Origin of the sequence: Kitasatospora sp. NPDC048286 (assembly GCF_043201735.1) — a bacterium.
GTDB lineage: Bacteria > Actinomycetota > Actinomycetes > Streptomycetales > Streptomycetaceae > Kitasatospora.
This window is the reverse complement of sequence record NZ_JBICZE010000033.1, coordinates 1-24,369: the sequence shown is the minus strand read 5'-3', so window position 1 is coordinate 24,369 and position 24,369 is coordinate 1. Positions and strand designations below refer to the sequence as shown.

The window sequence follows — 24,369 nt, the reverse complement described above, 5'->3', positions numbered from 1 at the left end:
TCCAAGATGGCCTCCGCGGGTGCGGACTGGAAGACCAACCCCACCACCCAGATCAAGTGGGCACTGGACTACATGAACACCCGCTACGGCAGCCCGAACGCCGCCTGGAACTTCTGGCAGTCCCACCACTGGTACTAAGCCGACCCCTCGGCCGTCGGCAACACACCCGCGACCTTGACCACCCTCCCCCTCACCCCGGGGGCCGGACAGGGACCACTGGGATGATCCGAGAGGGCCCGTGCCCGCGCGATCCGCGTGGCACGGGCCCTCTCGCGGTCGTACGGACCCTCCGAGTGGATCCCCGAGACCGGCTTCCCTCGCTGCTGATAGCTCCGCGAAGCGCGGGGAGATCAGGTTCCTTCACTGGAGGGAAGATCTGCCGCTGCGGCAATAGTCCAATGATCGGACTTTAAGGGGTGTGGCATGTCGACCGGCAGAAATGGCGCCGTGCTCCATATCCGCGCATATCATTCGGGCGTGATCAAGGATGCCGGTCCTCTGGAGAATTCGCAGGCTGCTGATGTCGCCGAGAATTCTCTGCCGAGTCGACGCAAGCTGCTCAGAACCACGGTCGCGGCAGTCGGTGCCGTGGGTTTTGCCGGCGCACTTGCGAACGGGCATTCCTATGCGGTCAATTCTCCGTCCGGTCCGGGGGCTCTTCGAGTCGGTCGGCACCATCCGCATCCTTCGCGGCCGTCGGGAGGCGCGCTCGATCCGTCGTCCGTACCGAAGTACCGGACGCCGCTGTTTCTTCTCGGTGAAATGCCCAGCGAGGGCCGGGACTCCTACCGCATCGCGATCCGTCAGTTCCGACAGCAAATGCTGCCGAGCGGGATGCCGGCCACCACGGTCTGGGGTTACGGAGCCGTGGGCCACCAGCAGTCATTCCACACGCCGGGCCTGACCATCGAAGCCCGTGTGGATCGGCCGATCTCCGTGACATGGGTCAACGACCTCGTCACCTCGCGCGGCCTCTATCTGCCCCATCTGTGCGCTGTGGACCCCACGTTGCACTGGGCGAACCCTCCCGGCGGAAGGGCCGGACGTGATTCGCGGCCCACCTTCTCGACCACTCCCGGGCCGTACACGGGACCGGTGCCCATCGTGACCCATCTGCACGGTGGGTACAGCCGAGAAGAGAGTGACGGATACCCCGAAGCCTGGTACCTGCCGGCATCTCGTGACATCCCTCGCGGCTATGCCCGCGTAGGCACCTATTACGACCGGTTTGCCGAGCAGTTCCGCGACCGTTGCGGCGTCCGCTGGCGCCCCGGGTCGGCAACATTCGCGTACGACAATGACCAGCGCCCCGCAGCTTTCTGGTACCACGACCACACCCTGGGCATGACTCGGGTGAATGTCTACGCGGGCCTTGCCGGTTTCTACCTGCTGCGAGGCGGACCTGCCGATCTCCCCTCGGGAGTACTTCCCGGGCCGGCCCCGGGGCAAGGCGGTGCGCACGGTGCTCACCCCTACGAAATCCCCCTGGTGGTTCAGGACAAGTCCTTCAATACGGACGGGTCGATTTTCTTCCCCAGCAGTCGCGGATACTTCGGGGACACCCCGCCGGATGGTCCCTGGATCCCCGACACCGATATTCCGCCGATCTGGAACCCGGAGTTCTTCGGCACCACGATGGTCGTCAACGGGAACACCTGGCCGGTACTCGACGTGGAACCGCGGCGGTACCGCCTGCGCATCCTCAACGCGAGCAACGCCCGTACTCTTATCCTGAAGATCGCGGCTGACGCCACAGCCCCCCGCCCCGTCAGCCCCGCATTGCCCTTCTGGCAGATCGGAAACGACCAGGGATTCCTGCCGGCCCCGGTCCAGTCGGATCGACTCCTGTTGGCCCCCGCAGAACGCGCCGACGTGGTGGTCGACTTCACCGGCACCCCGGTCGGTACCGGGCTCTACCTGATCAATGAAGGCCCGGACGAGGCGTACGGCGGCGGCGCGCCGGTCACCGACTTCACGCCGGCGGATATCACGACCACGGGGCAGGTCATGAAATTCACTGTCGTCCCCCTCACGTCCACCGACACCAGCGTCCCGCCGTCACGGATCGTGCTCCCTCCGATCCCGGCGCTTCCCGAGAGCCGGACGGTCCGGAAGCTGTCACTCAACGAAGAGGACTCCGCGTACTTCACCGGAGCGCCCACGATGGCCACGCTCGGAACAGTTACGCCAAGTGGCTCGGCCACCCCGCTCCTGTGGTCGGACCCGGTCACCGAGACGCCGGTGAAGGACGACACCGAAATCTGGGAACTGTACAACTTCACCCCCGACGCGCACCCTGTCCACATCCATCAGATCGGATTCCAGGTCCTCGACCGCCAAGCCATCACGGGCGGAGAACTGTCACCCCCGCAACCGGGGGAAGGCGGATACAAGGACACCGTGATCGCATTGCCGGGCAATATCACCCGCGTCAAGGTTCGCTTCGGCATTGCGGGACGGTACGTCTGGCACTGTCACATCATCGACCATGAGGACAATGAAATGATGCGGCCGTTGCAAGTACTTGATCAAAGCGGCCGTTGAGGTCCTTTCAGTAGTGATCACTCGGCGGCGGGGTGAAGGAAGCGGGAGCCTGCGACCGGCTGCCCTGGTGACTGCGGTGCACGTTTCCTGAGCACCCGTCAGTCGTGGACACGGTCAGCGGACGGACGCTCCGCCGTCCACGGTGAGCAAGGCGCCGTTGACGTAGGAGGCCGCGTCGGACACGAGGAAGGCCACGGCCTCGGCGACCTCGCCGGGCAGGCCGCCCCGGCCGGCGGGGGTCATGGCGAGGAGGTCGCTGCGATCCTCATCGGCGAGCGAGGCCCGCACGCCTTCGGTCTCGCTCACGCCCGGAAGGACGGCGTTGACCCGTACGCCGGCCGGGCCGTACTCGGCCGCCCGGATCCGGGTGAGCTGGTTGACCGCGGACTTGCTCGAACCGTTAGGCGGTGGCCCCGACCACGGCCTTGTCGGCCGCGACGGAACTCACGTTGACGATCGCGCCGCCGCCCTTGTCGACCATGCCGGGGACCAGCTGACACCGCCGAGCAGAGAGAGTGGACAACGGAACTGCTCGACCAGGCATGATGTCGACGAATCCGCGACGGCGACCACCCCGATCGGCAGCAGGGTGACCGCGCCGGGCCCCGGCAGCGCGCCGCCGGGGGCCGCAGGCCGCCGCCGGGCGTCGCGCCCGCCGGCAGCCTGCCGCCCCGGTCGTGCTCGACCTGCGTCAGTGCCCACACCCGCAGTGCCGGAAACCGAAGTCGAGGGTGTGGTCGTTCTCGCCCGGCCCGCCGGTGGTCAGCACCCGCTCGGGATACCTTTTCCCCGGCGGGGCGATGCCCTTGGAGTTGATGAAGGGATCGTCACCGACGTCGTGCCTGGTGGGCACCCACCGGTACAGCGGGCCGCCCTCGGCGTAGTCGGACGGGTTGTCCAGCCGGATCGTGTACCTGGTGTGCGGCTTGAGGCCGCCGTCCACGTTCGAGTCGTCGAAGTAGTACTCGCCGCGCGCGGTCGTCCTCTCCGTTCCGACGAGCTTGCCCGACCCGTCGTAGAGGTGGACGGTGACGCCCGCCGCGGGGCGCTGGCCGGGCTTCTGGATGCCCGTGCGCTCGGGGTCGTACCAGACCCGGTTGCCGATCTGCAGCGGCGCCCGGTCGCAGAGCACCTCCAGATCGCCCATCGAGGCGCCCTTGCCGAACGGCGCGGGCACGTCCGCCGGGTTGAGCCGCAGTCCGGGCTTCGGGTCCGGCCTGCCGTCCGCCCGCTGGAGGAACGACGTCCCGTAGCCGAAGGCCGTGTTGTCGGGGTCGTACCCGGAGGTCCCGATGGTGGTCTCGACCTTGGACAGCGCCATCCCGGCGTAGTCCGCGTTGTGGTGGAAGCCGAACCGACTGGTGTCGAAGAAGCGGGTGCCCCGGGGGGAGAGCCCGCAGCCGTTGTCGGTGTCCATCACGAAGGTGCCGTTCGCGAGGCAGGCCTTGTTCAGGTCACCGCCCGACAGCACCTCACCGACCGCGGCGCCCGCCGCCGCCTGGCCCGTCGCCCGGTCGGCGAGGCGGTCGCGGAAGGACAGCAGCATCGTGCCGTCCGTCTCGAAGCCGACCTCGCCCAGCTCCGGCTCCGGCTGGGCACGGTAGCCGGAGCAGGTCTGGCCGTTCTGCGTGGTCGGGTAGGTGTTCGTCCACGGAAACCAGCCCGCGCCGTCGCACGGGCCCGAGCCGACGGTCGACTGGCGCGGGTAGTCCAGCGGCTGGTCCAGCACGGCCCGGCGGAACGCGCCGGTGGCCAGGTCGAAGGGCAGCACGATCGCCCGCAGGTCCGACACCTTGCCCGTCGACTCGCCCGAACAGACACCGCCGAGGTAGCCGGTCCCGTCCTGGAGGCCCAGACCGAAGGGGCGCCAGTCACCCGCCGAGGGGCAGCCCGGGTCCGGGACGGGGTAGACGGCCTTCGGCGCCGACGCGGTCGACACGGAGGCGTCGTAGCGGTACAGCTGACGGTCGTTGAGGTTGACGACGAACAGGTCCCTGCCGTCGTCCGTCACCTTGAGCCCGCCGAGGCTCTCCTTGCCCGGCACCGCCAGGAACGCGTCGTCCGTCCCCGGCCCGTGTGCCGTGCTTCCGGCGTCCGGGACGGTGGTGAACAGCGTGGTCCTCTTCTGCGCCAGGTCGGTCACGTAGATCCCGCCGGAGCCACCCGGGCCGTAGTCCGTGGTGCGCTTGGCCGCCGCCGAGGAGAACACCCGCCTGTCGGCCTTGTTCCACGCGATGCCGTACAGCGTGCCGGTCTGCGCGTCGGTGGCGATGTTCGTGACGTTCACGTCCACGCCGTCCTGGCCGCGCGCACCGTACGGGAACGACACCAGCGTGTGCTGCGCACCGCCTCCCCACGTGGTGTTCTGGCAGGTCGTCACCAGGGGTGCGTTCTTCTGGCAGTAGTCGCCGGGGCTCCACAGCCCCGTGGTGTACGAGATGTTCCTGCCGTCGGAGAGGTCGACGAACTCCTCGTTCGAGCTCAGCTGGTTCGGCGCGCCGTCCAGCCCCTGCCGCGAGGCGAAGGCGGGGAACAGCACGCCCGGCTTCGGATTCACCACCCGCACCCGGTACTTGCCGCTGTGTTCCCGACTCGGTGGTGGTATCAGCGTCACCGTCCCGTCGGCCGCCGTGGTGCCCTCGACGTGGACCCGGTCCCCGCCGGTGAGCGTCACCTTCACGCCCGCCAGCCCCGGTTCCAGCGCGGGCGTCCACGCACCCGAGGCGTCCACGGCCCGGATCACCCGGACCGTCACCGTCCCGTCCCCGCTCTGCGGGAACGCCGCCGGCGCCGTCAGCAACCCGCTGCCGGCCAGCGCGACGGCGAGCACCGCGGCCCGCGCGACGCACGTCCTTCGTGTTCTCATCCCCACCAGGGCCCCACTCTCGTGATCAGCGGGCAGATGCCCGACCCGGACAGAGCCCCCAGGAGAGCGGCAACCGGTTCGTTCACGCCCCCGATCCGGGGCACGTTCACTGGTGTGTGTGACGGAAAGCGGGCCGGAAATCGCATCAAGTTCGGATACGGCCTCACAAGTTCGCATGCGATCCCAGATGGCGCGATGCCCCTGACACCCGACTCGCTTGCCCGCCCGGCCGTCCCGGCAGGATCCGGGGTTCAGCTCGTCACCGGCCATGCCCGGTGACGAGTCCGACCAGGGAGCGCAGCAGGTGGGCCGTGCGGCGGCCGGCCGCAGGTCCGCGACCGCCCCGCGCACGGCACTCGCCCCGGTGCCGAAAGGACCACCCGCTAGTCCAGGTCGGCCTGCCACAGATCGGGGCCGAAGACCTCGTACTGGATGTCGCGCAGGGCGACCCCGCGGTCGATGACGGGCCGGGATTTGTCCGAAAGCACGGGACACCCCTGTGGGAAGCGAGCGGTGGAACGTGGTTCGTGGGCGCGGGTGCTCGGCGGTCGCCGCCCCACCCGGGCTCCTCGGCCACGCTGCCCGTGCCGGGCCACGGGGGCACGCCCCCGTGGCCATTCGGAGGACGGGCGCACCGGCCCGGCCGGACCGACCTCGTAGCGGCCGTCCTCCTGCAATTCTGCCGCCTCGGAATCCGGGCCGCCCGCCCGCTGGGCATCGTCGCCGTCCGCCCCGAACCCCGCCGGCCGACCCTGCGCCTGACCCCCAGCCCCACGTCGTACGTCCCCGGGCCTTCGGACGGCGCCGCGCCTCACAACGCAAGGGCCCGGGTCGAACCGCCGCCGGAAGCGGGATACCGGTCACGCACCTTCCGCAGGCCGATTCCACACCGGTGCGGGGAAATTGGCCCGTTCCTCACCTGCCGCGGCGCCTCGTGGTGCATGATCGCAACGTGAGTACGTGGTGGGACACACGCCGCAACGCCCGGCTGGCAGAACTGGCGTCCATGCTGGAGTTTCTCGGCGCCGAACCGGTCGACGACCCCGGCGTCGGCGAACTCGCCCACGCCGCCGAGGCCCTCGCCGAGGAGTACCGCACCAGCGACCGCGGCCACACCGTCCACCGCACCGGCGACCTGCTGCAACAGGCAGCTACCGCACTGCACACCGCCGACCGCCTGCGCGGCACCCTGATCCCCGTCGTCAACCACCACCTGCGCTGCGCCGCTGCGGCCCTGTCACACGCCCGCAGCTGCCTGCACGGCCTGGCCTTGCCGGCCGCCGGGACCGTCCCGCCCGCCTGATCCCGGCTCCGCCACGAAGGCGCCGGGCCGGGCCGCAGAGCACCGGCAGCACGGCCGGTGGTGGCGGCGCCTTTGCCGAAGACCAGTGCCCCTGGCTCAGAGTTCCTTGGTCATGAGGATGCGGCTGGTGCCGGAGGGAATGCAGGGTACTTCTCCCAGGTGGTGCCAGCCGTGCCGCTGATAGAACTCCGGGGCTTGGAAGCTGATGGTGTACAGGACGGCGGCCTTGCACCCACGCGCCCTCCCTTCCTCCTCGGCCCGGCGCAGGATCCGGCTGCCCAGTCCTTGGCCGCGCAGCTCGGGTGGCAGGTAGAAGAGGTCGATGAACAGGAGTCCGAGGGATGTACGGCCGGACAGGTCCCCGAGGATCCGGTGGCCGCCGGGTTCGCGGACCAGGACGGCGAGGGGGCGCCGGTCGTCGATTCCCGTGATGCCGACGTTGAAGCGGTCCAGCGCGTCCGAGATGGCCGCCCTCTCGGTGCGGTGCGGGGTGTCGGTGAAGACGATTTCCACCGGCTCCGCTGCTCGGCCGGGCGGGCTCGCCGGCTCCGGTGCCGTACCGGCCACGGCGTCGGCGGCGTCCGCGAGCGGAGCCGGCGGGCTCGCGGCGTGGGCGTCGGTGTGGTGGGCGTGCGGGTGTGGTGCCGCCTGCGGTTATGCCTGGGTCCCGGTGGTCTGCGGTGCGGTGTAGAGGATGGCGCGGGGCTGTACGGTCAGGTGCCGCGGTGCGGTGGGCAGGTCGCGCTGGACGGTGATCCGGTAGCGGATGGCCGTGTCGCCGTCGTGGGTGAGGATGCGGCCGGGGAGCGGGATCCGGGTGTAGAGGGTGCCGGTCTGCGAGTCCAGGTCCATGGGCTCCCAGCGCCGGGTCGCGTTGTCGAACCACTCCAGGCGGATGTCGTCGCTCTGGAGGTAGGGGCCGTGTTCGGGGGAGAGGACGAGGATCTGCTGGGCCTGGGCGAGGCGGGTGTCGTCGGCGTAGCGGACGGTGAACTCGTACGAGCGGTGGTCGGTGCCGATTTGGTGGGCGGGCAGGGAATCGATCCGCAGGCTGCTGTCGACGGTGGTGGCCGATGACGACGACGAGTGCGAGGCCGCGGCCGCCGCGGGGGCGGTGGCGGCCATGGCCTGGCCGGAGACGCCGAGGGCGGCGGCGCCGGCGAGGAAGAGGGAGATCGTCGCGGTGGCGGTCCGTCGCATGGTCGTGCGGTTCATGTTTCTTCCTTCGGGGTTATCGGGTGCCTGGCTGCTTTCGGCGCAGGCCGGAGAAAGGGAGCTCTCCGCCGCATTTTGTTTAACCTTCAACCAACGCAATCCACCGTACGGGCCGCGGATTCGAGCGTCAAGCGATGGAGTGAAGTCGTCGCGATGGGCCAGGACGGGCACGAACGAATCCGCGCCGGTCTGCCCGTGTCGATGGGTCGGACGGCCTGCGAACCGGCTTGGAAGCCGGGCGCTTCACGACGGGCGGGGCCCGGGCGTGGTCGGGGTGAGTCGGTTCGCGCGTTCCAGATCGGCGAGCAGGCGTTCGATGTCGGTGATCAGTGATCCGTAGACGTGCCAGGCACCCGGTTCGGCCAGCGTGCCGTGCCTGATCTCGTCGGTCATCGTCCTGTGCCAGGTCGTGGCGTCGTCGATCGCGCGGCGCAGCGGCCCGCAGAGGCTGTCGAGATCGGGGCCGGCGGCATGCCCAGGGGCGGCGAACGACTCCATCGCCCGCTCCGCCGTTTCCAGGGTCGCCGCGTACCGGTCGAGGAAGAGCCGGTTCAGGCCGTGACCGGCGTGGTCGTCGACGCTGTCGGCCAGTGTCCGTGCGATGCCCCGGACCTGGAAGGAGACCCGGTGCAGGGCGCGCAGCGCCTCGCCGTGGTCCGTCGGCTTCTGTTGTCCGTGGACGATGCACCGCGTGTTCCAGCGCAGGCTCTCCTGGCTCTGGCGTACGTCCTCCTGTGCCTGGAGTGCCAGGTCGTCGAGGTGCCTGCTCCGCTCCAGCCACTGGTGGGCGCGGTCGGTGTGCTGCCGCTCACGCAGTCCGCGGCCCATGTCGCCGAGCAGTTCTCCCATGGCCGAGGCGAGTTCGCGTACCGAGGTGTCGGAGGCGCGGAGGTGCACGGGCGGGAGGATGAGGGCGTTGACCGCGATGCCGGCGGCCGCACCGGTGAGGGTGGCCAGGGTCAGGGTGACGACGTGGCCCACGGGGACGGCCGTCGCCGCCGCCAGGGTGAGCGTCGCCGTCGAGGCGATCTGCAGGCGGCTGTCGGAGCCCCTGCGGCCTCCGGCGACCAGTGCGATGGCCGGGATCGCGGCGACGCTTCCCGCGGCCGGGCCGAGCAGCCACACGACGGCCACGGCCAGTGACAGCCCCCCGGCCCGGGCGGCCACGCTGCGCAGGGCCTGCGTCACCGATCGGTAGATGGTCGGGGCGTTGACCATGACCAGGGCGGTGGCCACGGCGAGGTACTGCTGTTGCCCGGGGAGCCACCACGAGGCGGCCTGCCAGGCCAGGAGGGCCGCGACGAGTCCCTTGACGCTGCGCGTGAGGACGGTGGTCGACCATCCCGGGAGCGACAACCGGGGCACGCGCGGCAGCCGCAGGGCGCGGCTCGGTGCTTCCCGCCACCGGACGATGGCGGCCGGACGCGGCGCGAAGGCCAGGGCTCTCATCTCTGTGCTCCTGCTCCGTCTGCTGCTCACTTGCTGCGGCGGTGTGCCCCGCCGGGGTCGGCCGGGCCGCTGAACGGAAGCGGCCGAGGCCGGGGCAGGGGCCTTGGGCGGGTGTCCGGCAGCAGGTACGACAGTTCGGCGTCCAGGTCGTACCCGTCGGCTTCCCGCCCGGCGGGTACCAGTCGGTGGGTGCGCTCCAGCCACTCGGCCACCACGTGGAGCGGGGCCCGGAGCCAGGCGGTCCCCTCCGGCGAGGAGAGGGCGAGGTTCAGTACCTCCTCATGGCCGACTGCTCCCGGCCAGACCTGTACGTCCCCTTGCCCGCTCGGTCTGTGCAGGCCCTGTGCCAACAGGTCGCGGGCGAAGACCCAGGGGACCCGGTCGTCCGCGTCGGTGTGGAAGACGATGCGCACGGCGAGCGGGTCGTAGGAGCGGTAGGACAGGAGGGTCGGCAGTGTGACCGGTTCTCCCGAGGGAAGCAGGAGTTCCATGTCGAGCATTTGATCTGCACAGCCGTTCACGGCATGACTCCCTGTGTGGGTAGTGCCCCCTGGGTGGCGGGCGCGAGCGCCCCGGCCGTGGGCGTCGGCCGGGGGGGGGGGCCCCCCGGGGGGGGGGGGCGCCCCCCCCCGGGGGGGGGGGGGGGGGGGGCGGCCCCCCCGGGGCCCCCCCCCCCCCCCCCGACGCGAGAGGGCGGCTGGGGCCGCGCGGTGTGCCGGCACCGAATCAGGCGCGCGTTCCCGCCCCGAGCCGTCGCAGGTCAGCGGAAGACGTGCGGGTTGAACCCGTACGCGTTGATGACCTGGATGATCTGCCAGCCGCTGTCCCACTGGTAGAACCGGTGGCCGTCGTAGCGGTACCGGTGGCCGTGGTCGTTGCTGTACCAGTAGCTGCCCTGGCGCTCCCAGGAGCGGTGGCCGTCCCAGCGGCTCGTGTGCCCGCTGCCGTAGCCGCCGTAGCGGTCGAAGCGGTCGCCCTCGTGGTCGCGGACCTGGAAGGCCGCCGGGGAGGCGGAGACGGTGGTGTCGCGGTGGACGGCCTGAGCCGGTGCGGCCGAGGCGGTGCCGCCGGCGAGCAGCAGCCCACCGAGCGTCGCGGCGAGCGCGGCGGCCGCGGTGGCGGCCCGGCGTCCGACGGACTTGTTCATGATCTTTCCTCCTTGATCGGCCCGGAGCCATGGGTTGATGGCTCCGGGCGGTGCCCCGCTGTGGTGGGGCAAGAACGACGCTACGGGAGAAATGTTGAAACTTGTACATACTGCCCTGTGGGGTACGTCATGCCCATCGGGACGGCGGGGCGAGGAATAACGGGCGGGGCAACCGCGCTGCCCGCGGCCTCCCGCGTCTTCACCGGGCAGCAGGCCCTGCCGCACACCCTCCCGAGGTCCTCGCCACCATCCCCGCCTTCCACCCCCCCCCTGGAATCCGTGGAACGGCATCGACCCCGACCTGGCGCCTTGGTCGACAAGCAGGCACAAGAACGCCGAGCCGGACCGCCTGGAGTGCCCGGTCTGTCACGCCGGCCGCCCCGCCCGATCGTCCTCGCCCTGCCCACCGGCCGACGACCCGTGGTGGGCAGTCCGGCTCGTCCACACCAGGCGCCGGCCCGAGCAGGACCGGGACGCCGGGAAAGTCCCCGAACTCTGGCCCAGCGTCCGCGCCTGACGGTTAATCTTCCGTGCATGCACATCACTGGCGCTCCGGAAGATTTCGACCGAGAGATCCGAGCAACCAGCAGCGACGTCGTATACAAGAACCGCTGGATGACCGTCCGCGAGGACAAGACGATTCGCCAGGACGGCTCGACCGGGATTTTCGGCGTGGTGGAGAAGCCCGATTTCGCGCTGATCGTTCCTTATGCCGACGGTGGATTCCACCTCGTCCAGCAGTACCGGTACCCGGTGGAGGGACGCTACTGGGAGTTCCCACAGGGCTCGTGGGAGGAGCGCCCCGACGCAGATCCGCTGGACCTCGCCCAGGGTGAACTCGCGGAGGAGACGGGCTCACTGCCGCAGCGATGACACGGCTCGGGTATCTGTACGAGGCCTACGGATACTGCAACCAAGGCGTCCACATCATTCTCGCCACCGGCTTGACCAGCGGAGAGGCCGACCCAGAAGAGACGGAGGCCGGCATGATCAGCCGCCGGTTCAGCGAGGACGAAGTGTGGCGATTGATCGAGGGCGGAGAGCTCCGCGACGCCCCGTCGGTTGCCGCACTCGGCCTGTTCCAGCGCTGCCGCGGCGAACTCGACGTCTGACCGGTCGGGGCCGGGCCGTGGCAGTCCGGCCCGTGAGTGGGTGGGGCGGTGTCAGTGGGACGGGTGACAGCGGACTGGTCGAGGGCGAGGGGTCGTCGGGCCGGTCTTCTGCCGGTCGAGGTCAGGGATCTCGGCTGTCATGAGGTGAACAAGTCGCTGTCATGGCCTGCGAGTTGAGCCGGCCGGCTCTGACAGCGGGTGTCACCGGCGACCGATACCTTGCGTCAACCCGTGCGACACGACATGAATCCGACCTGAAGGAGTGCCCATCATGACGCCCGAAACGGCCCCGGCGACCGACCTCGACGGGTGGGACGCCGCGCTGGCCGGTGCCTTCGCGATACTGCTCGGCGGAGAACCGGCCGCCGACCCCGCCGCCGGATACGGGGTGTACTACGCCTCGGACTCCCTCGACGAGTTCCTGTTCCCGAACCCCTGGGCCACCCCCGACGCGCTGTCGGGCCGGGAGCCGAGGCATCTTCCGGATCCGGACGGCGCGTACCCCTTCTCCCCCTGGACATGGCGGTTCGACCTGGGCGGGTCGCTGTTCCGCTTCGACGCCGACCTCCTGACAGGAAAGGGACCGTGGGGCGACGGCGGGCACAAGGGCCCCCGGCCGTTCGACGACACCTTCGTCTCCGACCTGCGGGCCGTCTCGACGGTCGACGAGTCCGGTGAGGCGCTGGTGCGCGGCACGGAGTTGGGACCGCTCCTGGGCCGCCACGGGGTCGACCTCACCACCGAGGAGTCCACGAAGCTGAACGGCTGGCTGACCGTGCTGCTGCGCGTCGCGACCGACGGCACTCTCGCCGATGCGATGCGGGCCGCCACGTTCACCGAGCGCGGCCCCGAACACCTGGTGTCGATCCACGACCTGTCGGGCGCCGGCTGCGCCGACGAGCCCTGGGAGCACAGGCTGGGCGTGGTCGCGCATCCCGCGCTGCGCGACCATCTCCGCATGCTCTGCCGCACCGAGGAGGCCGCGCGCAGCGAGGGCGGCTTCTACTACGGCACCGACCACTGGCCGTGGAGCGATGCCCTCGAAGCGGTCGACTGCTCCCTTGTCGCGGGCTGGGGGTTCGGCGAGTCCCAGGCCGGTACCGCCGTCGTGCGGTTGCCGGATGCCCCAGGCGCCCGCTGAACACGCCGCTTCGCCGTCGGCGCCCCTTCCCGTTGTCGAACCCCTCGCCCCCGCACCACCGCCCGCCTCGACGCCCATCTGCGCCGTCATGCTCTGCCACGGCCGCCTCCGGCCCGGTTCCGCCACACGGGCGCAGGCCGCCGGCTGCGCCGCTCGGCGTCGTGGCCGGTCAAGATCACTTGTCAATCGGTCAAGACCGCCTGTCAGAGGACACGGACTGACCCGTCTCACCGAAGTTTGGCGAGTCTCATCGAAGTTTGACCGGCACGGTTCTGTCTCAACGAAGTCCGACCGCCAGGGACAGGACTGTCCGGTTCTCATTGGGCCCGTGAGGTCGTTTCATGAACCATTCGGCGCCCGTCGGGTGAGTCCGGCCGACCCTACCCCGCGAATCGCACCGTCAGCCACCGACATGCATACTTGCCGGACGATCAATGGCAGGCAGAGGTGGATGACGCGGTGAAACTGGCTGAAGCGCTCGCGCAGCGCGCGGCGGCGGTGCGGCAGGTGGAGCAGTTGCGGGCGCGCGTTGTCGGCAGTGCCCGCTACCAGGAGGGCGAGGAGCCGGCCGAGAACGCGGCGGAGGTCCTGGCCCAAGCCGGGGAGGTGCTGGATGAGCTGGAGAGGCTGATCCGTCAGATCAACCGGACCAACTCCACCGTGCTCATCGAGGGTGGCGGCACTCTTACCGACGCCCTCGCCCGCCGGGACGTCCTGCGGCTGCGCCACTCGGTGACCACCGCGGCCGCCGACGCTGCCTCCGGACGCGACCAGCGCGGAGCCGTACGGCAGTTGCGGTCCGAACTGCGGATTCTCTCCGCCCTGCCGGTCGCCGAGCTCCGCGCCCAGGCAGATGTTCTGGCCAAGGAGATCCGCGAGGTGGACACCTTGATCCAGCGCACCAACTGGGAGATCGACCTGATCGAGGACTGACCCCACAAGCTGGGTGTGGGAAGCAGGTAGTCGTCATGGAGGCGTGCACACACCGCGGCCGGCGGTTTATCCGGCCCTGGCGCGTGAAGAGCAACGCAGGGGGTTCGATTCCCCACCAACAGTGCAGCTCAGCATCGCGTACAGGTGATAGAGCACACTGCACAGCTCACCACCATGTGCAGATCCGGACGACGAGGGCGGGAACGGGGCGCCCACACCCGGTGCGGGGGCCGTACACACTGTCACGGCCCCCGCACCTACTCCACAGTCGACGCGTACGGCTATGTCGAGAACGCGGACAGCGCCGTCACCTTCATTCCGCCGGGCGAGGAAATGGAACTCCTCTGGCCGGAGGCCTGATCGCAGGTCAGCAGCCGGTCAAACTCCGTGACTAGCCGTTGCTCTATCGAACCTCGTGGGCGTGAGTTCGATGTTGCCGACTCGGTCGGGTGATCTTCTGGTCGGCTGGGCATGAAGGTGGGGCCTCCCGTGTAGCTCGTGGGTGTCGAATCCAGCCGAGCAACAGGAGGCCCCTGGTGCCGCAGTCTTCCGTGTCCGTGTCGCTGTCGTCCAACTCCGTTCCCCTGTCGTGTGATTGCCTCGCTCACCGGTTCGGGAACGCCGGGAACCGACCGCACAGGCGTCCGAGGTACCCCTCGGACATGAGCGACACGGAATGGGCAGTCGTGCGCGACGCGATGCCGGTGCCCGCCTGGCTGGAGGGAAGGGGCGGGCAGCCGGAGGGCTACTGCCACCGGCAGCTGGTCGACGCTGTGCGCTACCTGGTCGCCGGCGGCATCGCCTGGAGGGCGGTGCCCGCGGACTTCCCCGCGTGGGACCGCGTCTACGCCTTCTTCCGGCGCTGGCGGGACAAGGGCATGGTCGCCGAGTTCCATGACCGGCTGCGCGACCGGGTCCGCCGGGCCGCGGGCCGTGATCCGGAGCCGACCGCCGGGATCGTCGATGCGCAGTCGGTGAAAGGGGCCGCGTCGGTGCCGGCTGCCAGCCGGGGGTTCGACGGCGGGAAGAAGGTGAACGGCCGCAAGAGGCACATCGTCGTGGACACCCTCGGGCTGCTGCTGGTCGTGATGGTGACCGCTGCCTGCGTCACCGACCGCGAGGCCGGTCGGACACTGTTGGAGCGGCTGCGCGAGCGGCACTGGCGCATCTCACTGGTGTGGGCCGACGGCGGCCACACCGGACGCCTGGTCGACCTCGCCCGGGAGGCCCTGCGGATCGCGCTGACGGTGGTCAGACGCACCGACGACGCCACGGGCTTCGTGGTGCTGCCGAAAAGGTGGCTGGTGGAACGGACGTTCGCCTGGCTGATGCACTCACGCCGCCTGGCCCGCGACTACGAGACCCGCACCGACACCTCCGAGGCGTTGATCCAGTGGTCGATGAGCATGGTCATGAGTCGCCGACTCGCCCGGCGACCATGCTGAACATCCCAGGGCGTTCTTCGGCCAGCCAGCCCCGCACGGCCAGGCGCTTCACCTTCGACCGCACTCCCTCCACCTTCGCCGCAACGACCTCCAGACCCAAGGCCGCCGCGAGCTGGCGACAGTCCATCTCCTCCCCGCTGCAGGCGAGGACCTCCACGAGCCGCTGGTAGTCCGGCGCCAGCGAGTCGAGAGCGAGACCTTCCTTCCAGGCGGGAACCACCGATCCGGGCACCGCCCCGGCGACCCGCGCAGGCCGTTCACCGGCCACCCCTGCCGGCGGCGCCTCCTCGCCCGCAGGAGGTTCTGCCAGGACTTCGGCCACTGTCTGACGGGCGATCACGAACCGCTCCCACGCGGCTTCCGCCTCCTGCAGCTCGGCCTGCAGAACCTCCACCCGCTGCCGAGCAGCACGCTCGCGCTCCTCCAGCAGCCCCATCACCGACGGCATCCGGCACCTCCACCGAAGACGACACGACACCCCGTCTCTGCCACCGAGGCGCCGGCACTATGCCTGACCAGCGGAAACGCACCCGTCACGATCGGAAAGACAACGGCTTCTGAGGCCCTCGCCTTCGGTCAGGCCGCGCTCGTGGGCCAGCACCAGCCCGCTGAGGACGAAGGCCAGGTCCTGGTTCAGGCCGCCGTTCTCGTCGTCCTCGGGGTCCAGGTCCCGGCCGCAGGCCAGCACCGCGTCCGCGTACTTGGCCAGGCGCCGGCTGCCGGTCCGGTCGGCCAGCTCCTCCACCCACCCCGCCGCCCGTTCGGCCGCGGCCGCCGCGATCCCCACCGCGGCCTCGACCCGCGCGCGGTGCTCCGCGTCGGCCCGCGCCAGCTCCGCCTCGTGAGCCGTGTCCTGCTGCGCCTGGGCGGCGTGATGGGCGGCGAAGGACGCGCGTTCGATGGCGAGGGCCGAGATCGCCGGCTCGGCGACGACGTCGGGCCGGGGACCGGCCGGGCCGGGGAAGTGGAGGACGTTCGTCATGACCGGCGCAACCCCCGGTCGGTCGAACCGGTTACGGGCGAGGCCACCGGCGGCGGCGTGGCCAGGATCTCCTCGAGTCCGCGCTCCGGCAGCTCCCGGGCCTGGTCGCGTAGCTGCGGGGCCTGTTCGTTCAGGCGGCGTCGGCGCAGCGCGGCCTGGCGGCATGTCCGTCCGCAGTAGAGGCCGGGTCGGCCGGTGCGGGCGGGGCCGGGCAGCGGCCGTTCGCAGCGGGGGCCGGCGCACACGGCGCCGGCCCTTGCGTGATGATCCGTCACCTCCCCACCGTGACGGAACCCGGTGGGCCGCCGTAAGCCGCCCCGCCCCGCCCCGTGGGCGGGCTTCCGGCCCGCCGTCCGGTACCGCCCGGCGCCGGAGTGGACGGTCCGGCCTGGCCGGGGCTGCGCCGGGTGGTTGCGTCACCGGCAGGTGGTGACGCAACCGTCCGGCCTGTGCGGCGTCCTGGTGGTCCCGGCGTCGCACGGGGGAGGGCCCTGACCGCTCGGCCTTCCCGGCTCGGCTCGTTCTGCGGGGCTCGCCGCCCGCCGCCCGCCGTCGGGTGCTGGCCGTGGTCCGGCCGCCGTTGTGCTGCTGCGCCGCCGCCTCCTCGCCGCCCCTTCCCGGCCCGGCCCTGACCGCTCGGCGCGGTGTTGCTCGCCGTCCCGGGCCGGGCTGCTCCCGGCCAGCCGCCGGGCCTGGGCTGCGCCGGGTGGTTTCGTGACCTTGGAAGTGCGACGGAACCACCCCGGGTGCCAGGGTGGAGGGCGGTCGCCGGGCGGTGGGTTCTCGGCGTGGCATGCTGCCTCGCATGATTGACACTCCCGATATCGACGCCTCGGGCGGGGCTTGGTCGTTCGTCACCGCGCGCGAGCCGGCCGAGTTTCCCGCAGTCGAGGTCGAAGGCGTGCCGGGAGTCGAGCACGCCGGGGGCATGGGCCGTACCCTGTGCGGGATCCGCGGCCGGTACCTGAAGCTCTTCCTGCACCACTTCCAGCCGCGGGCTCTGGCCTCGTGCCGGAAGTGTCGAGCGCTGGCCGAGGCGGCGCCGTCGCAGCCGTGCGGGCAGGAACGCCTGCACGACCTGCTCCTCCAGGAGGCCGACGACGGGCCGCTGCGCACGGACCTGCTCGCTGCGCTGCGCCGGGGTGCGCGGATCGCGATCTGGATCACCGGCCCGGCGAAGGACCTCACCCGCTTCCACTCGAGGGTCGACCGGATGACGGAGGAGACCGGCCCGGCCGCCGATGCGCTCGCGGCGGGAGGCACCTCCATCACGCTGGCCCGCGTCGAGGACGCCGACCGGCAGTACCTCGTCGTCCTGCCACCCGAAGGCCGCGCCCGCATCGCGCGCGGGGTGATGGCCTCTCCCAAGGCTTAGCCCAGTTCTCCTCCGACTCCACCGATTCCTCGGGGCACTGCCCCTTCGTCCAGCTCGTGCGGCGAACGCCGTGCTGCGTCCGTGCTGGACGTGTCGGGGCTCGATCGGAGGGGAGGAGGGTTCGGTGCTGGAGCTGACCGAGAAGGCCGGCGGCTGACCGGCTGGAGTGTCCGCAGTGCGAGAGGGACTGCGCAGAGAAGAACGCGGGTGTGGCAGCTTGGGGCGCGGGGCGGAAATGCGTTCGTCTGGAGTTCGGGCGGTGGGCATGATCGGTCGGTGGATCTGCCTTCCCTGCTGGCCGCGATCGAGCGCGGCGACGACACCACGGTCTTCGAGTTCCTGGAGGGTGTCTTCCTCGACGATGTGGCGTACGACGGACTCATCGGCGACGACGGCGTGACCCTGTTGGCGGCCGCTGCGTACGCCGGGCGCCACGAAGTCGTCGACCGCCTGGTCGGGCGGGGCGTCGATCCGGCCCGGCCCTGGGCCGACGGCGTCGACCCGGTCACCTGGGCCGCCGAGAACGGCGCCTACTGGGTCCTGAACGCGCTGCTGTCCCCCGACCGCGACCCGCTGCGCGTCGACAGCCCGCACCGCCGAGCGCTGTGGGGGGCGCGGGCGGCCCTGGAGGCCGGGGTTGGCGCTGGGTCCGTGCCGCCGCCAGCCCACCGGGCGGTCATCACCGGCCTGGAGGCGAGGCTCGGCGTGCACCGCACGCCGGACGAACTGATGGCCCGCGCCTTGGTCCACGCCGACCCCGAGCACGACGACTGGTTGGCGTCGCTGTTCCGGATCGCCGAGCCGGAGAGCCAGGAGCGGTTCGACTGGGCCCGCAAGGTCGCCGAGGGCGCAGGGGAGGCCGGCTCGCTCGACCGCCGGCGCTTCGCGCTCGACGCGATCAACTTCCTCGGTTTCGGTTTCAATCCCGACAACGGCAACGACGAGCCGCCGTTCACCCGGGAGGCCGCCGCGTTCCTCCGGCCCCAGCTGGACACCGAGCAGGACCCGTACGCCCTGCGCACCGTCATCGCGGCCTTCACCGGCTACTGCTCCCGCGAGGAGCTCCCGGCCGTCCTGGCTTACGCCGACCACCCCGACCCGGGCGTCCGCCACTGCGTCGCCTTGGCGTTCCCCGGCCTCCTGACGGACCGCCCCGACGCGCTCGCCGCTCTCCTGCGCCTGGCCGATGACCCCGCCCCCGCCACCCGGACCAGTGCACTCCACGCCCTCACCTGCTCAGCCGTCGACAACCCCGCCATCCGCGGCGTGCTGGCGGCCCACCTCACCGACCCCCACTTCGACGCCCGCCTGGAAGCCGCCGCCGCTCTGGCCCTGCGCGGCGACGAACGAGGCACGCCAGTCCTCGACGAGATCCGCCGCGGCATCAAGAATCGCAGCAGCCGGGGCGCGGGTCGCCTCGAAGACCTCCAGTACCAGCTCCGCGCAGCATTCCCGGGCATGTGATCAAGCGGCCCAGGCTGGCCATGTAGGTGGGGTGGTCAGGGCCCGCCGTCCCCAGCTGCGTGGCCCAGCCGGTGACCTCCTGGTGGACCACACAGCCGGAGCCCACGGTGAAGGCCGCCGGGACCGGCTGGAGTGCCCGCAGTGTGTGCGGGACCGCGCGGAGAAGGACTTGGCCCGCCGCCGCTGCCGGCCGCTACCAGGGTGTGGCCGGGCCGGGTTCCTGTCCGGGCCCGTCGTCCGGGTCGTGCCGCCGTCCTGGTGCAGCCTTGCCGCTGCCGCTCCTCCGTCGCGGTCCCGCCGCCGCCCTGCTGCGCCCTGGCCGCCGTCCTGGTCGGCCGTCGGGCCGTCCCGCTACGCCCGGCTCGACCGCGCTGTCCGCTGTCCTGACGCTGCTGCGCCCTGGGTGTTGTCGCGTGGGGTGACGTGGGTGGATGCCGGGTTTTCCCTGTGTGTGGTGGGCGTGCGACAGCTCCCGCGACAGGCGCGGGGCGGGGCTGCGGTCCGGGGCCGCCTGTCCTGTGCCAGCGAACCCGGACTGCGTGCCACTGAAGGTGGACCGACAGCGGTTTGTGACAGTGAAGATGGACCGCCGCAGGTCAGTCGTCCTGGCGTAGGAGCGAAAGTCGCCGTTGGGCCTCGCCGCGAACCCTTGGATCTGCATCCGCCGCCAGCGCCTGGAGTTGCCGGATGAGTTCCGCCAGGCCGTCGAGCAGGCCGTGGCCCAGCAGGGCCGCCTCGTCAGCCGGCCAGTAGCTCGGCGGCGATCCGGGCGCGGTGCGGCGTCAGCTCGGCGGCGATCGAGGCGCCCTCGGAGGCGGTGACGGTGACGGCGGCGTCCCCGTCCCCGGCGTGGGCGGCCAGGGCGATCCGCAGGTGGGTCGGCGGGTGGGAGCCGTCCACGGCGGACCGGTCACGGGCACTGAGTCGCAGCAGGCGCTCCCGCTCGACGGCGGGGACGGAGGCGAGGCGCTCGCGCACCTGCTCCCAGAGCAGGTCCGGCGCGGGCGGCGCGGGCGCGTCCTCGGTCCGGCCGGTCCGGGGCCGGCCGATCCGGGGCCGGCCGCGCTCCTTAGCCCGGATCTGGTGGATCGCGGTGTCCACCGAGCCGGACAGCAGCAGCGCCGCGAGCATGCCCCGGGCCGCCTCGCCGCCCGCCGCCCGGGCGGCGAGCACGTCCGAGTGGTACTCGGCCTGCTGGCCGGCCCGGGAAGTGAGGCGGTCGAACAGCACCAGCCCCTGGTACAGCACCCAGGCGACGCCCCGCAGCACCAGCCGGCCGAACACCGCGCCGAGCCGCACCAACAACGAGACCTCGTCCCGGCCCACGACCGGGCCGTCGTGGCCCGGGCGGGCCATGTCGTACCAGGCCCAGAGCGCCGAGACGGCGCTGTACAGCCAGAACGAGCGTCGGCGGTCGCCGTTGACCCGGTGGCCGAACTCGTGGGCGAGCAGGGCTGTCCGCTCCCGGTCGTCCAGTACCTCCCACAGCGGCAGGCCAAGCCGCAGCACCGACCGGCGGCGTAGCCCGACCAACCCGTACGAGGCGTTGAACTCGTCGGTGACCTGGATGACGTCCACCGGGCGGGCGCCGACCTCGGCGGCCACCCGGTCGGCCAGACTGTACAGGGCGGGCGCCCCGGTACGGTCGAGCACGCCCGCGTCCTTCGGCAGCCGACCGAGCCGCGGCCGCAGGGTCATCGCGATCACCAGTACCACCGCGCCGACGCAGCGCTGCACGACGGTCCCAGTGATCAGCAACCAGAGCGCCAGGGCGAACGTGCCGACGGTGACGAGATGGATCACCCCGGCCGCGGCGGAGGCCAGCAGCCAGTCCCGACGGGCGGTGGGGGAGTCGCCCCCTGCGGCCTGCTCCTCGTAGAGCCGGTCGGTGCGGGCGACCGCGGCCCGCTCGCGCCGGGTGGGCCCAGGGGCGACGCCCTCGCCGGGCACGAGGTTCCAGTCGCAGGCCGGGCACCAGACGAGGAAGCGCGGGTCATCGGTCAGGGGGGGGCGACGCAGCGCGGGCACGGCGAACCGTGGACGGGCCTGTCGGCGGACGCCGCGGCGGGCGGCTCGGGGGAAGCGGACACGGTTGATCATGATGGCGGGGCGGGGCGCCGGTCGGCAGGGGGTTATTCGTATCGTGACCATACCCGTGGCTTCGTCACCTCCACCGTGACGGAACTCGGTGGGCGCCGCAAACCGCCCCGCCGTACCCGTAAGCGGGGTGACGGGCGAGTCCGGTCCGCCCTCCGGTACCGTCCGGCGCCGCTTGCTGGTCCGGTCTGGCCGGGGCTGCGCCGGGCGGTTGCGTCACCGGCAGGTGGTGACGCAACCCTGCCTCGCGCGGCGCGGTGGCCGCCCCGGCGCCGTCCGGCTCCGGGGCAGGCGGTTCAGCGCCGCTCGCCATCCCGGCCCGGGCTGCTCCCGGCCGGCCGCCGGGCCTGGGCTACGCCGGGTGGTTTCGTCACCTCGGTGGTGTGACAGAACTCCTCCGCGCTCAGGTGTGACCTGTTGGCTCGCTGGACGCAGATTGGCCTTTCTGGCGATGTTGTCTGGACCTTTGGTTGGACCTGTCGACCCGAGCGCCTGTCGGCGCGGACAGTGACTGTACGTGGTTGTCCGCACGGGATGGTGGGGATCTGTCGAATTCCTGTTCGATCATGGGGTTTTTGGGCTGGATAACGGCCTAGAATTTTGGCTTGGTTGTTTCGTTAAATTGCTCTGGATTGGTGCCGCGAATTCCGGGTGGAATGGCCTGCCAGGGGATTCTGGAGGTGTTGGTGTTCGGTTTGGTGGGGTCGGTCGGGGCTGCGCGCTCGCTGCCGTGCCCTCCTGTTGGCCGCCGTCCGGGTCTCCTGTCGTCCGGGTGGTGCTGCCGTCTTGGTGCGGCCTTGCCGCTGCTGCTCCTCCGTCGCGGTCCCGCCGCCGCCCTGCTGCGCCCTGGCCGCGGTCCTGGTCGGTCGTCGGGCCGTCCCGCTGCGCCCCCGCCAGGCCTGCTTGGCCGTGCGGCTGTCCGGGCGGGGCCCCGGGGTCCGGCTGTGCGTGCCCGTTGGGCGCCGGGGCCGCCGCTGCTGGTGGGGTGTGTTCTGGGTGGCCGTCAGGCCGCCCGGTGGCCGCCTGTGGAGGACGTCCGGGAGGCCGTGCTGATGCTGCCGCGCCTGCTGTCGTGCCTGCCTGTCGTGTGGTGTGACGTGGGTGGATGCCGGGTTTTCCCTGTGGGTGGTGGGGGTGCGACAGCTCCCGTGACAGCCGTGGGGCGGGGCTGCGGTCCGGGGGCTGCCGGACCGCCGGGCGTCGGCCGTTGTCGGTGGTTGCCGACCGCTGGGTGCAACGCGGGGTTGCGCTGGGGTGCAGCACGGGGGTGTGTTGCGGGTCTGACCAGGTGTTGTGTGGCCGGGAGGGACCGGGGGCGGGTGTGTTGCAGTGTCGTGTTGCACCCGCTGCTCGGTCCGTCGGCCTCGGCGGGTTCCCGCTGCCCGCCCGCGCCGCCCGGTGCCGCGCTCCGCTGCTCCGTCCTGGTCGCCGTCCTGGCTGGCCGCTAGGTCGTCCGGTTGCGCCCCCTGGTTCGGGGTGTCGGTGGTGTCGGGCAGGGTGTTGATCATGTTTGAGGAGTGGTGGCGTGTACGGCCGGACGGGGAACGTGTGCAGTGGGTGCTGGAGCCCTTCACGGCGGTGGGGCCGTTGCGGTTCGGGATGAGTGCCGGGGAAGTGACGGCCACCATGAGCGCTGTCACCGGGAACACCGGGCGCCGTGTCTGGGGCGGCGGGTTGAGGAACAACGCCTGGAGGGTCAGGGAAGACCGGTACCAGGAGTTCGGTGTGCACCTGTACTACGACGACGGGCGACTTTCCGGCGTCGCGGTCGACGCCCTGTGCGGGCCGCAGGTCACCGTGGACGGTACCGGTCTCGTGGGCCGGACGCCCTCCGCGGTGGGGCGGTGGCTCGAGGAACGCGATTTCGAGCTCTCCTACATGAGCCTGGGCGTGCCCCGCTCGGACCTGCTGGGCATGGTGATCAACGTCCAGCGGGCGGGGGACCGACTCCTGACCCGACCGGTGATCTTCCCGGTCGAGGCCCTCGACGACCTCCCCCACTGGTTCCCGCAAAGGGCCTGGCAGATCCACGACTGAGACCTGGCCGACGGCTGCGGGAACGTCCTCGCCCGCGCCGCCCGGTGCCGCGCCGCGCTGCTGCGCCTTGGCCGCCGGCCTGGTCGGCCGTCAGGCCGGTCCCGCTGCTCCCGGCTCGGCTCTCCTGGCCGTGGTGCCCCGTGTTCGCTTTGGCCGCGGTCCTCGCTCGTCGGCCTCGGCGCCTGCCCGCGCCGCCGGGTGCCGCGCCCTGCCCGCCGTCCTGGCCCGGTGTTCGGTTTGGTGGTGCTGCTTCGGGAAGTGCCCGGTTGATGGCGCGCTATTTTTCGGGCGGCCTGGATCGGCGGTCGCGGTGTCGGAGGTGAGGGCCGTAGGCCCCTTTTTTGCGTGCCTGAATTGGATTTCGGCCCGCTGCTCCTCGCGGGGATTTCAGATTTCAGCCCGAAAGAGAGAGGAAGGGAATTCATATTCCCGCTGAGAATGTGGCAGGTTAGGGTCGTGATGGGCGATAGGGGCGAGGTTGTTTGTTCGTGTCTCGAATCCGCTCGAAGGCCGGTGGCAAAGAGCTGCACGGAACTTAGGGAAGCAGCGTCGGAAACGCTCCGGATACCCGGTTGGGATTCTCGGTTGAGGGCCCGTTAGGGGCCGCCGTGCGGGGTGCTCGTGAGGGCCCGCCACGGGGCGGTGGAGGCCCGGAGTCGGACCGGCGGCTCCAAGGTGCCTCCCGAGGGCCGCAGGCCCCGCTCCGAGGGCGGCGGATGGGCCGACAGCCCAGCAACCAGGCGGCGGGACCGGCCACCGGTCGGGACCGGGGGAGGCCCGGGAGGGGGAGGTTGTGAGTGATACCGGAAGCGGGCGACACATCGTCAACGCCCGGGGCCGCAGGCCCGGGCCGGCACCCCGTCTCAACCCCACCCGATCGGGGTGATGGGCCAATACCCGAATTTCACGCCACATCGTCAACGCTCACCCCCGGGCGCAGCCCGGGGAGACACCGTCAGGCGGCACAGGGAAAGGGGCCGCTACCCGAAATTTACGTCACATCGTCAACGCCGGTCATGGCGGGCCGCAGGCCCGTGCCAGAAAAATCCCACCACATGAGGCCCCGCCAGGGGCCGCCCATCCACCCACTAATTCGCCGCAGGCGAATAACCCCAGTCACCACCGCCCGGCGCAGCCGGGCCCCGAGGCGCAGCCTCGGGCCACCACCCACGGTGACGCCGCCAGGCGGCACCCCCGCACCTGGCGGTGCGTCAGCACCGCCGCAGGGCCGCCAGGCCCTGCTTAAGCCGCAGGCTTCC

The 24,369-nt window shown here is 71.3% G+C and carries 21 protein-coding genes and 1 pseudogene; 11 read left to right on the top strand and 11 right to left on the bottom strand.

Translation table 11 applies throughout. The features are described from left to right. Positions 1-138, top strand: a pseudogene (locus ACGF13_RS39930) (lytic transglycosylase domain-containing protein); the annotation flags it as partial. 339 nt (positions 139-477) lie between these two features. Continuing rightward, positions 478-2,544: a multicopper oxidase family protein gene (locus tag ACGF13_RS39925; protein ID WP_392884528.1), complete on the top strand. Its 2,067-nt coding sequence runs from the start codon at positions 478-480 to the stop codon at positions 2,542-2,544. A gap of 114 nt (positions 2,545-2,658) precedes the next feature. Here the strand turns inward: ACGF13_RS39925 and ACGF13_RS39920 are convergent, their stop codons facing one another. From ACGF13_RS39920 to ACGF13_RS39910, 3 genes are all read right to left on the bottom strand, one after another. Continuing rightward, a complete protein-coding gene (locus tag ACGF13_RS39920; protein ID WP_392884530.1) occupies positions 2,659-2,907 on the bottom strand; it encodes an SDR family NAD(P)-dependent oxidoreductase in 249 nt (82 codons plus the stop codon). A 37-nt stretch (positions 2,908-2,944) separates the two neighbouring features. Then, positions 2,945-3,067: a hypothetical protein gene (locus tag ACGF13_RS39915; protein WP_392884527.1), complete on the bottom strand. Its 123-nt coding sequence runs from the start codon at positions 3,065-3,067 to the stop codon at positions 2,945-2,947. Between the two features lie 168 nt (positions 3,068-3,235). Next, positions 3,236-5,410 (bottom strand): SdrD B-like domain-containing protein, encoded by a 2,175-nt coding sequence (locus ACGF13_RS39910; protein ID WP_392884525.1) that lies wholly within the window; start codon positions 5,408-5,410, stop codon positions 3,236-3,238. A gap of 952 nt (positions 5,411-6,362) precedes the next feature. Here ACGF13_RS39910 and ACGF13_RS39905 point away from each other — a divergent pair. Beyond that, on the top strand, positions 6,363-6,713 hold the full coding sequence (locus tag ACGF13_RS39905) for a hypothetical protein (protein WP_392884524.1): 351 nt from the start codon (positions 6,363-6,365) through the stop codon (positions 6,711-6,713). 96 nt (positions 6,714-6,809) lie between these two features. On the opposite strand, the gene ACGF13_RS39900 is transcribed toward ACGF13_RS39905, so the two are convergent. From ACGF13_RS39900 to ACGF13_RS39880, 5 genes are all read right to left on the bottom strand, one after another. Further along, a complete protein-coding gene (locus ACGF13_RS39900; protein ID WP_392884523.1) occupies positions 6,810-7,226 on the bottom strand; it encodes a GNAT family N-acetyltransferase in 417 nt (138 codons plus the stop codon). 141 nt (positions 7,227-7,367) lie between these two features. Then, positions 7,368-7,928: a hypothetical protein gene (locus ACGF13_RS39895; RefSeq protein ID WP_392884522.1), complete on the bottom strand. Its 561-nt coding sequence runs from the start codon at positions 7,926-7,928 to the stop codon at positions 7,368-7,370. 243 nt (positions 7,929-8,171) lie between these two features. After that, positions 8,172-9,377, bottom strand: a complete 1,206-nt coding sequence (locus tag ACGF13_RS39890; RefSeq protein WP_392884521.1) for an aromatic acid exporter family protein — start codon at positions 9,375-9,377, stop codon at positions 8,172-8,174. Positions 9,378-9,403: 26 nt separating this feature from the next. Further along, on the bottom strand, positions 9,404-9,868 hold the full coding sequence (locus ACGF13_RS39885; RefSeq protein ID WP_392884520.1) for an SsgA family sporulation/cell division regulator: 465 nt from the start codon (positions 9,866-9,868) through the stop codon (positions 9,404-9,406). Between the two features lie 269 nt (positions 9,869-10,137). Next, entirely contained in the window at positions 10,138-10,524 is a 387-nt protein-coding gene (locus tag ACGF13_RS39880) for a hypothetical protein (RefSeq protein WP_392884518.1), read from the bottom strand. Positions 10,525-11,058: 534 nt separating this feature from the next. Here ACGF13_RS39880 and ACGF13_RS39875 point away from each other — a divergent pair. The 5 genes from ACGF13_RS39875 (at position 11,059) to ACGF13_RS39855 (ending at position 15,155) form a co-directional block, all read left to right on the top strand. Then, entirely contained in the window at positions 11,059-11,397 is a 339-nt protein-coding gene (locus ACGF13_RS39875; RefSeq protein ID WP_392884517.1) for a hypothetical protein, read from the top strand. After that, on the top strand, positions 11,394-11,636 hold the full coding sequence (locus ACGF13_RS39870; protein WP_392884515.1) for a hypothetical protein: 243 nt from the start codon (positions 11,394-11,396) through the stop codon (positions 11,634-11,636). Before ACGF13_RS39875 ends, ACGF13_RS39870 begins: the two co-directional genes overlap by 4 nt. A 271-nt stretch (positions 11,637-11,907) precedes the next feature. Beyond that, entirely contained in the window at positions 11,908-12,777 is an 870-nt protein-coding gene (locus tag ACGF13_RS39865) for a hypothetical protein (protein WP_392884514.1), read from the top strand. Between the two features lie 459 nt (positions 12,778-13,236). After that, positions 13,237-13,710 carry a DIP1984 family protein gene (locus ACGF13_RS39860; RefSeq protein ID WP_326847305.1) on the top strand — a complete coding sequence of 158 codons (474 nt, stop codon included), beginning with the start codon at positions 13,237-13,239 and terminating at the stop codon, positions 13,708-13,710. Positions 13,711-14,372: 662 nt separating this feature from the next. Beyond that, positions 14,373-15,155 (top strand): IS5 family transposase, encoded by a 783-nt coding sequence (locus ACGF13_RS39855; protein ID WP_392884513.1) that lies wholly within the window; start codon positions 14,373-14,375, stop codon positions 15,153-15,155. Here ACGF13_RS39855 and ACGF13_RS39850 read toward each other — a convergent pair. Next, positions 15,121-15,603: a hypothetical protein gene (locus ACGF13_RS39850; RefSeq protein WP_392884512.1), complete on the bottom strand. Its 483-nt coding sequence runs from the start codon at positions 15,601-15,603 to the stop codon at positions 15,121-15,123. The genes ACGF13_RS39855 and ACGF13_RS39850 overlap by 35 nt on opposite strands. A gap of 57 nt (positions 15,604-15,660) precedes the next feature. Next, positions 15,661-16,137 carry a hypothetical protein gene (locus ACGF13_RS39845; RefSeq protein ID WP_392884510.1) on the bottom strand — a complete coding sequence of 159 codons (477 nt, stop codon included), beginning with the start codon at positions 16,135-16,137 and terminating at the stop codon, positions 15,661-15,663. A 793-nt stretch (positions 16,138-16,930) separates the two neighbouring features. Here ACGF13_RS39845 and ACGF13_RS39840 point away from each other — a divergent pair. Both ACGF13_RS39840 and ACGF13_RS39835 read left to right on the top strand, forming a co-directional pair. Next, a complete protein-coding gene (locus ACGF13_RS39840) occupies positions 16,931-17,512 on the top strand; it encodes a hypothetical protein (RefSeq protein ID WP_392884508.1) in 582 nt (193 codons plus the stop codon). 276 nt (positions 17,513-17,788) lie between these two features. Continuing rightward, entirely contained in the window at positions 17,789-18,976 is a 1,188-nt protein-coding gene (locus ACGF13_RS39835) for an ankyrin repeat domain-containing protein (protein ID WP_392884506.1), read from the top strand. 738 nt (positions 18,977-19,714) lie between these two features. Here ACGF13_RS39835 and ACGF13_RS39830 read toward each other — a convergent pair. Further along, on the bottom strand, positions 19,715-21,076 hold the full coding sequence (locus tag ACGF13_RS39830) for a M48 family metallopeptidase (protein ID WP_392884505.1): 1,362 nt from the start codon (positions 21,074-21,076) through the stop codon (positions 19,715-19,717). A gap of 1,623 nt (positions 21,077-22,699) precedes the next feature. On the opposite strand from ACGF13_RS39830, the gene ACGF13_RS39825 reads away from it, so the two are divergent. Continuing rightward, complete coding sequence (locus ACGF13_RS39825; protein WP_392884503.1) at positions 22,700-23,110, top strand: hypothetical protein; 411 nt, start codon at positions 22,700-22,702, stop codon at positions 23,108-23,110. Positions 23,111-24,369: the final 1,259 nt, after the last annotated feature.

Coding starts and splice junctions, on each gene's coding strand:
- ACGF13_RS39910 (WP_392884525.1), bottom strand. CDS start 5,410: ATGAGAACACGAAGGACGTGCGTCGCGCGGGCCGCGGTGCTCGCCGTC.
- ACGF13_RS39895 (WP_392884522.1), bottom strand. CDS start 7,928: ATGAACCGCACGACCATGCGACGGACCGCCACCGCGACGATCTCCCTC.
- ACGF13_RS39890 (WP_392884521.1), bottom strand. CDS start 9,377: ATGAGAGCCCTGGCCTTCGCGCCGCGTCCGGCCGCCATCGTCCGGTGG.
- ACGF13_RS39885 (WP_392884520.1), bottom strand. CDS start 9,868: ATGGAACTCCTGCTTCCCTCGGGAGAACCGGTCACACTGCCGACCCTC.
- ACGF13_RS39880 (WP_392884518.1), bottom strand. CDS start 10,524: ATGAACAAGTCCGTCGGACGCCGGGCCGCCACCGCGGCCGCCGCGCTC.
- ACGF13_RS39875 (WP_392884517.1), top strand. CDS start 11,059: ATGCACATCACTGGCGCTCCGGAAGATTTCGACCGAGAGATCCGAGCA.
- ACGF13_RS39870 (WP_392884515.1), top strand. CDS start 11,394: ATGACACGGCTCGGGTATCTGTACGAGGCCTACGGATACTGCAACCAA.
- ACGF13_RS39865 (WP_392884514.1), top strand. CDS start 11,908: ATGACGCCCGAAACGGCCCCGGCGACCGACCTCGACGGGTGGGACGCC.
- ACGF13_RS39855 (WP_392884513.1), top strand. CDS start 14,373: ATGAGCGACACGGAATGGGCAGTCGTGCGCGACGCGATGCCGGTGCCC.
- ACGF13_RS39850 (WP_392884512.1), bottom strand. CDS start 15,603: ATGCCGTCGGTGATGGGGCTGCTGGAGGAGCGCGAGCGTGCTGCTCGG.
- ACGF13_RS39845 (WP_392884510.1), bottom strand. CDS start 16,137: ATGACGAACGTCCTCCACTTCCCCGGCCCGGCCGGTCCCCGGCCCGAC.
- ACGF13_RS39840 (WP_392884508.1), top strand. CDS start 16,931: ATGCTGCCTCGCATGATTGACACTCCCGATATCGACGCCTCGGGCGGG.
- ACGF13_RS39830 (WP_392884505.1), bottom strand. CDS start 21,076: ATGATCAACCGTGTCCGCTTCCCCCGAGCCGCCCGCCGCGGCGTCCGC.
- ACGF13_RS39825 (WP_392884503.1), top strand. CDS start 22,700: ATGAGCGCTGTCACCGGGAACACCGGGCGCCGTGTCTGGGGCGGCGGG.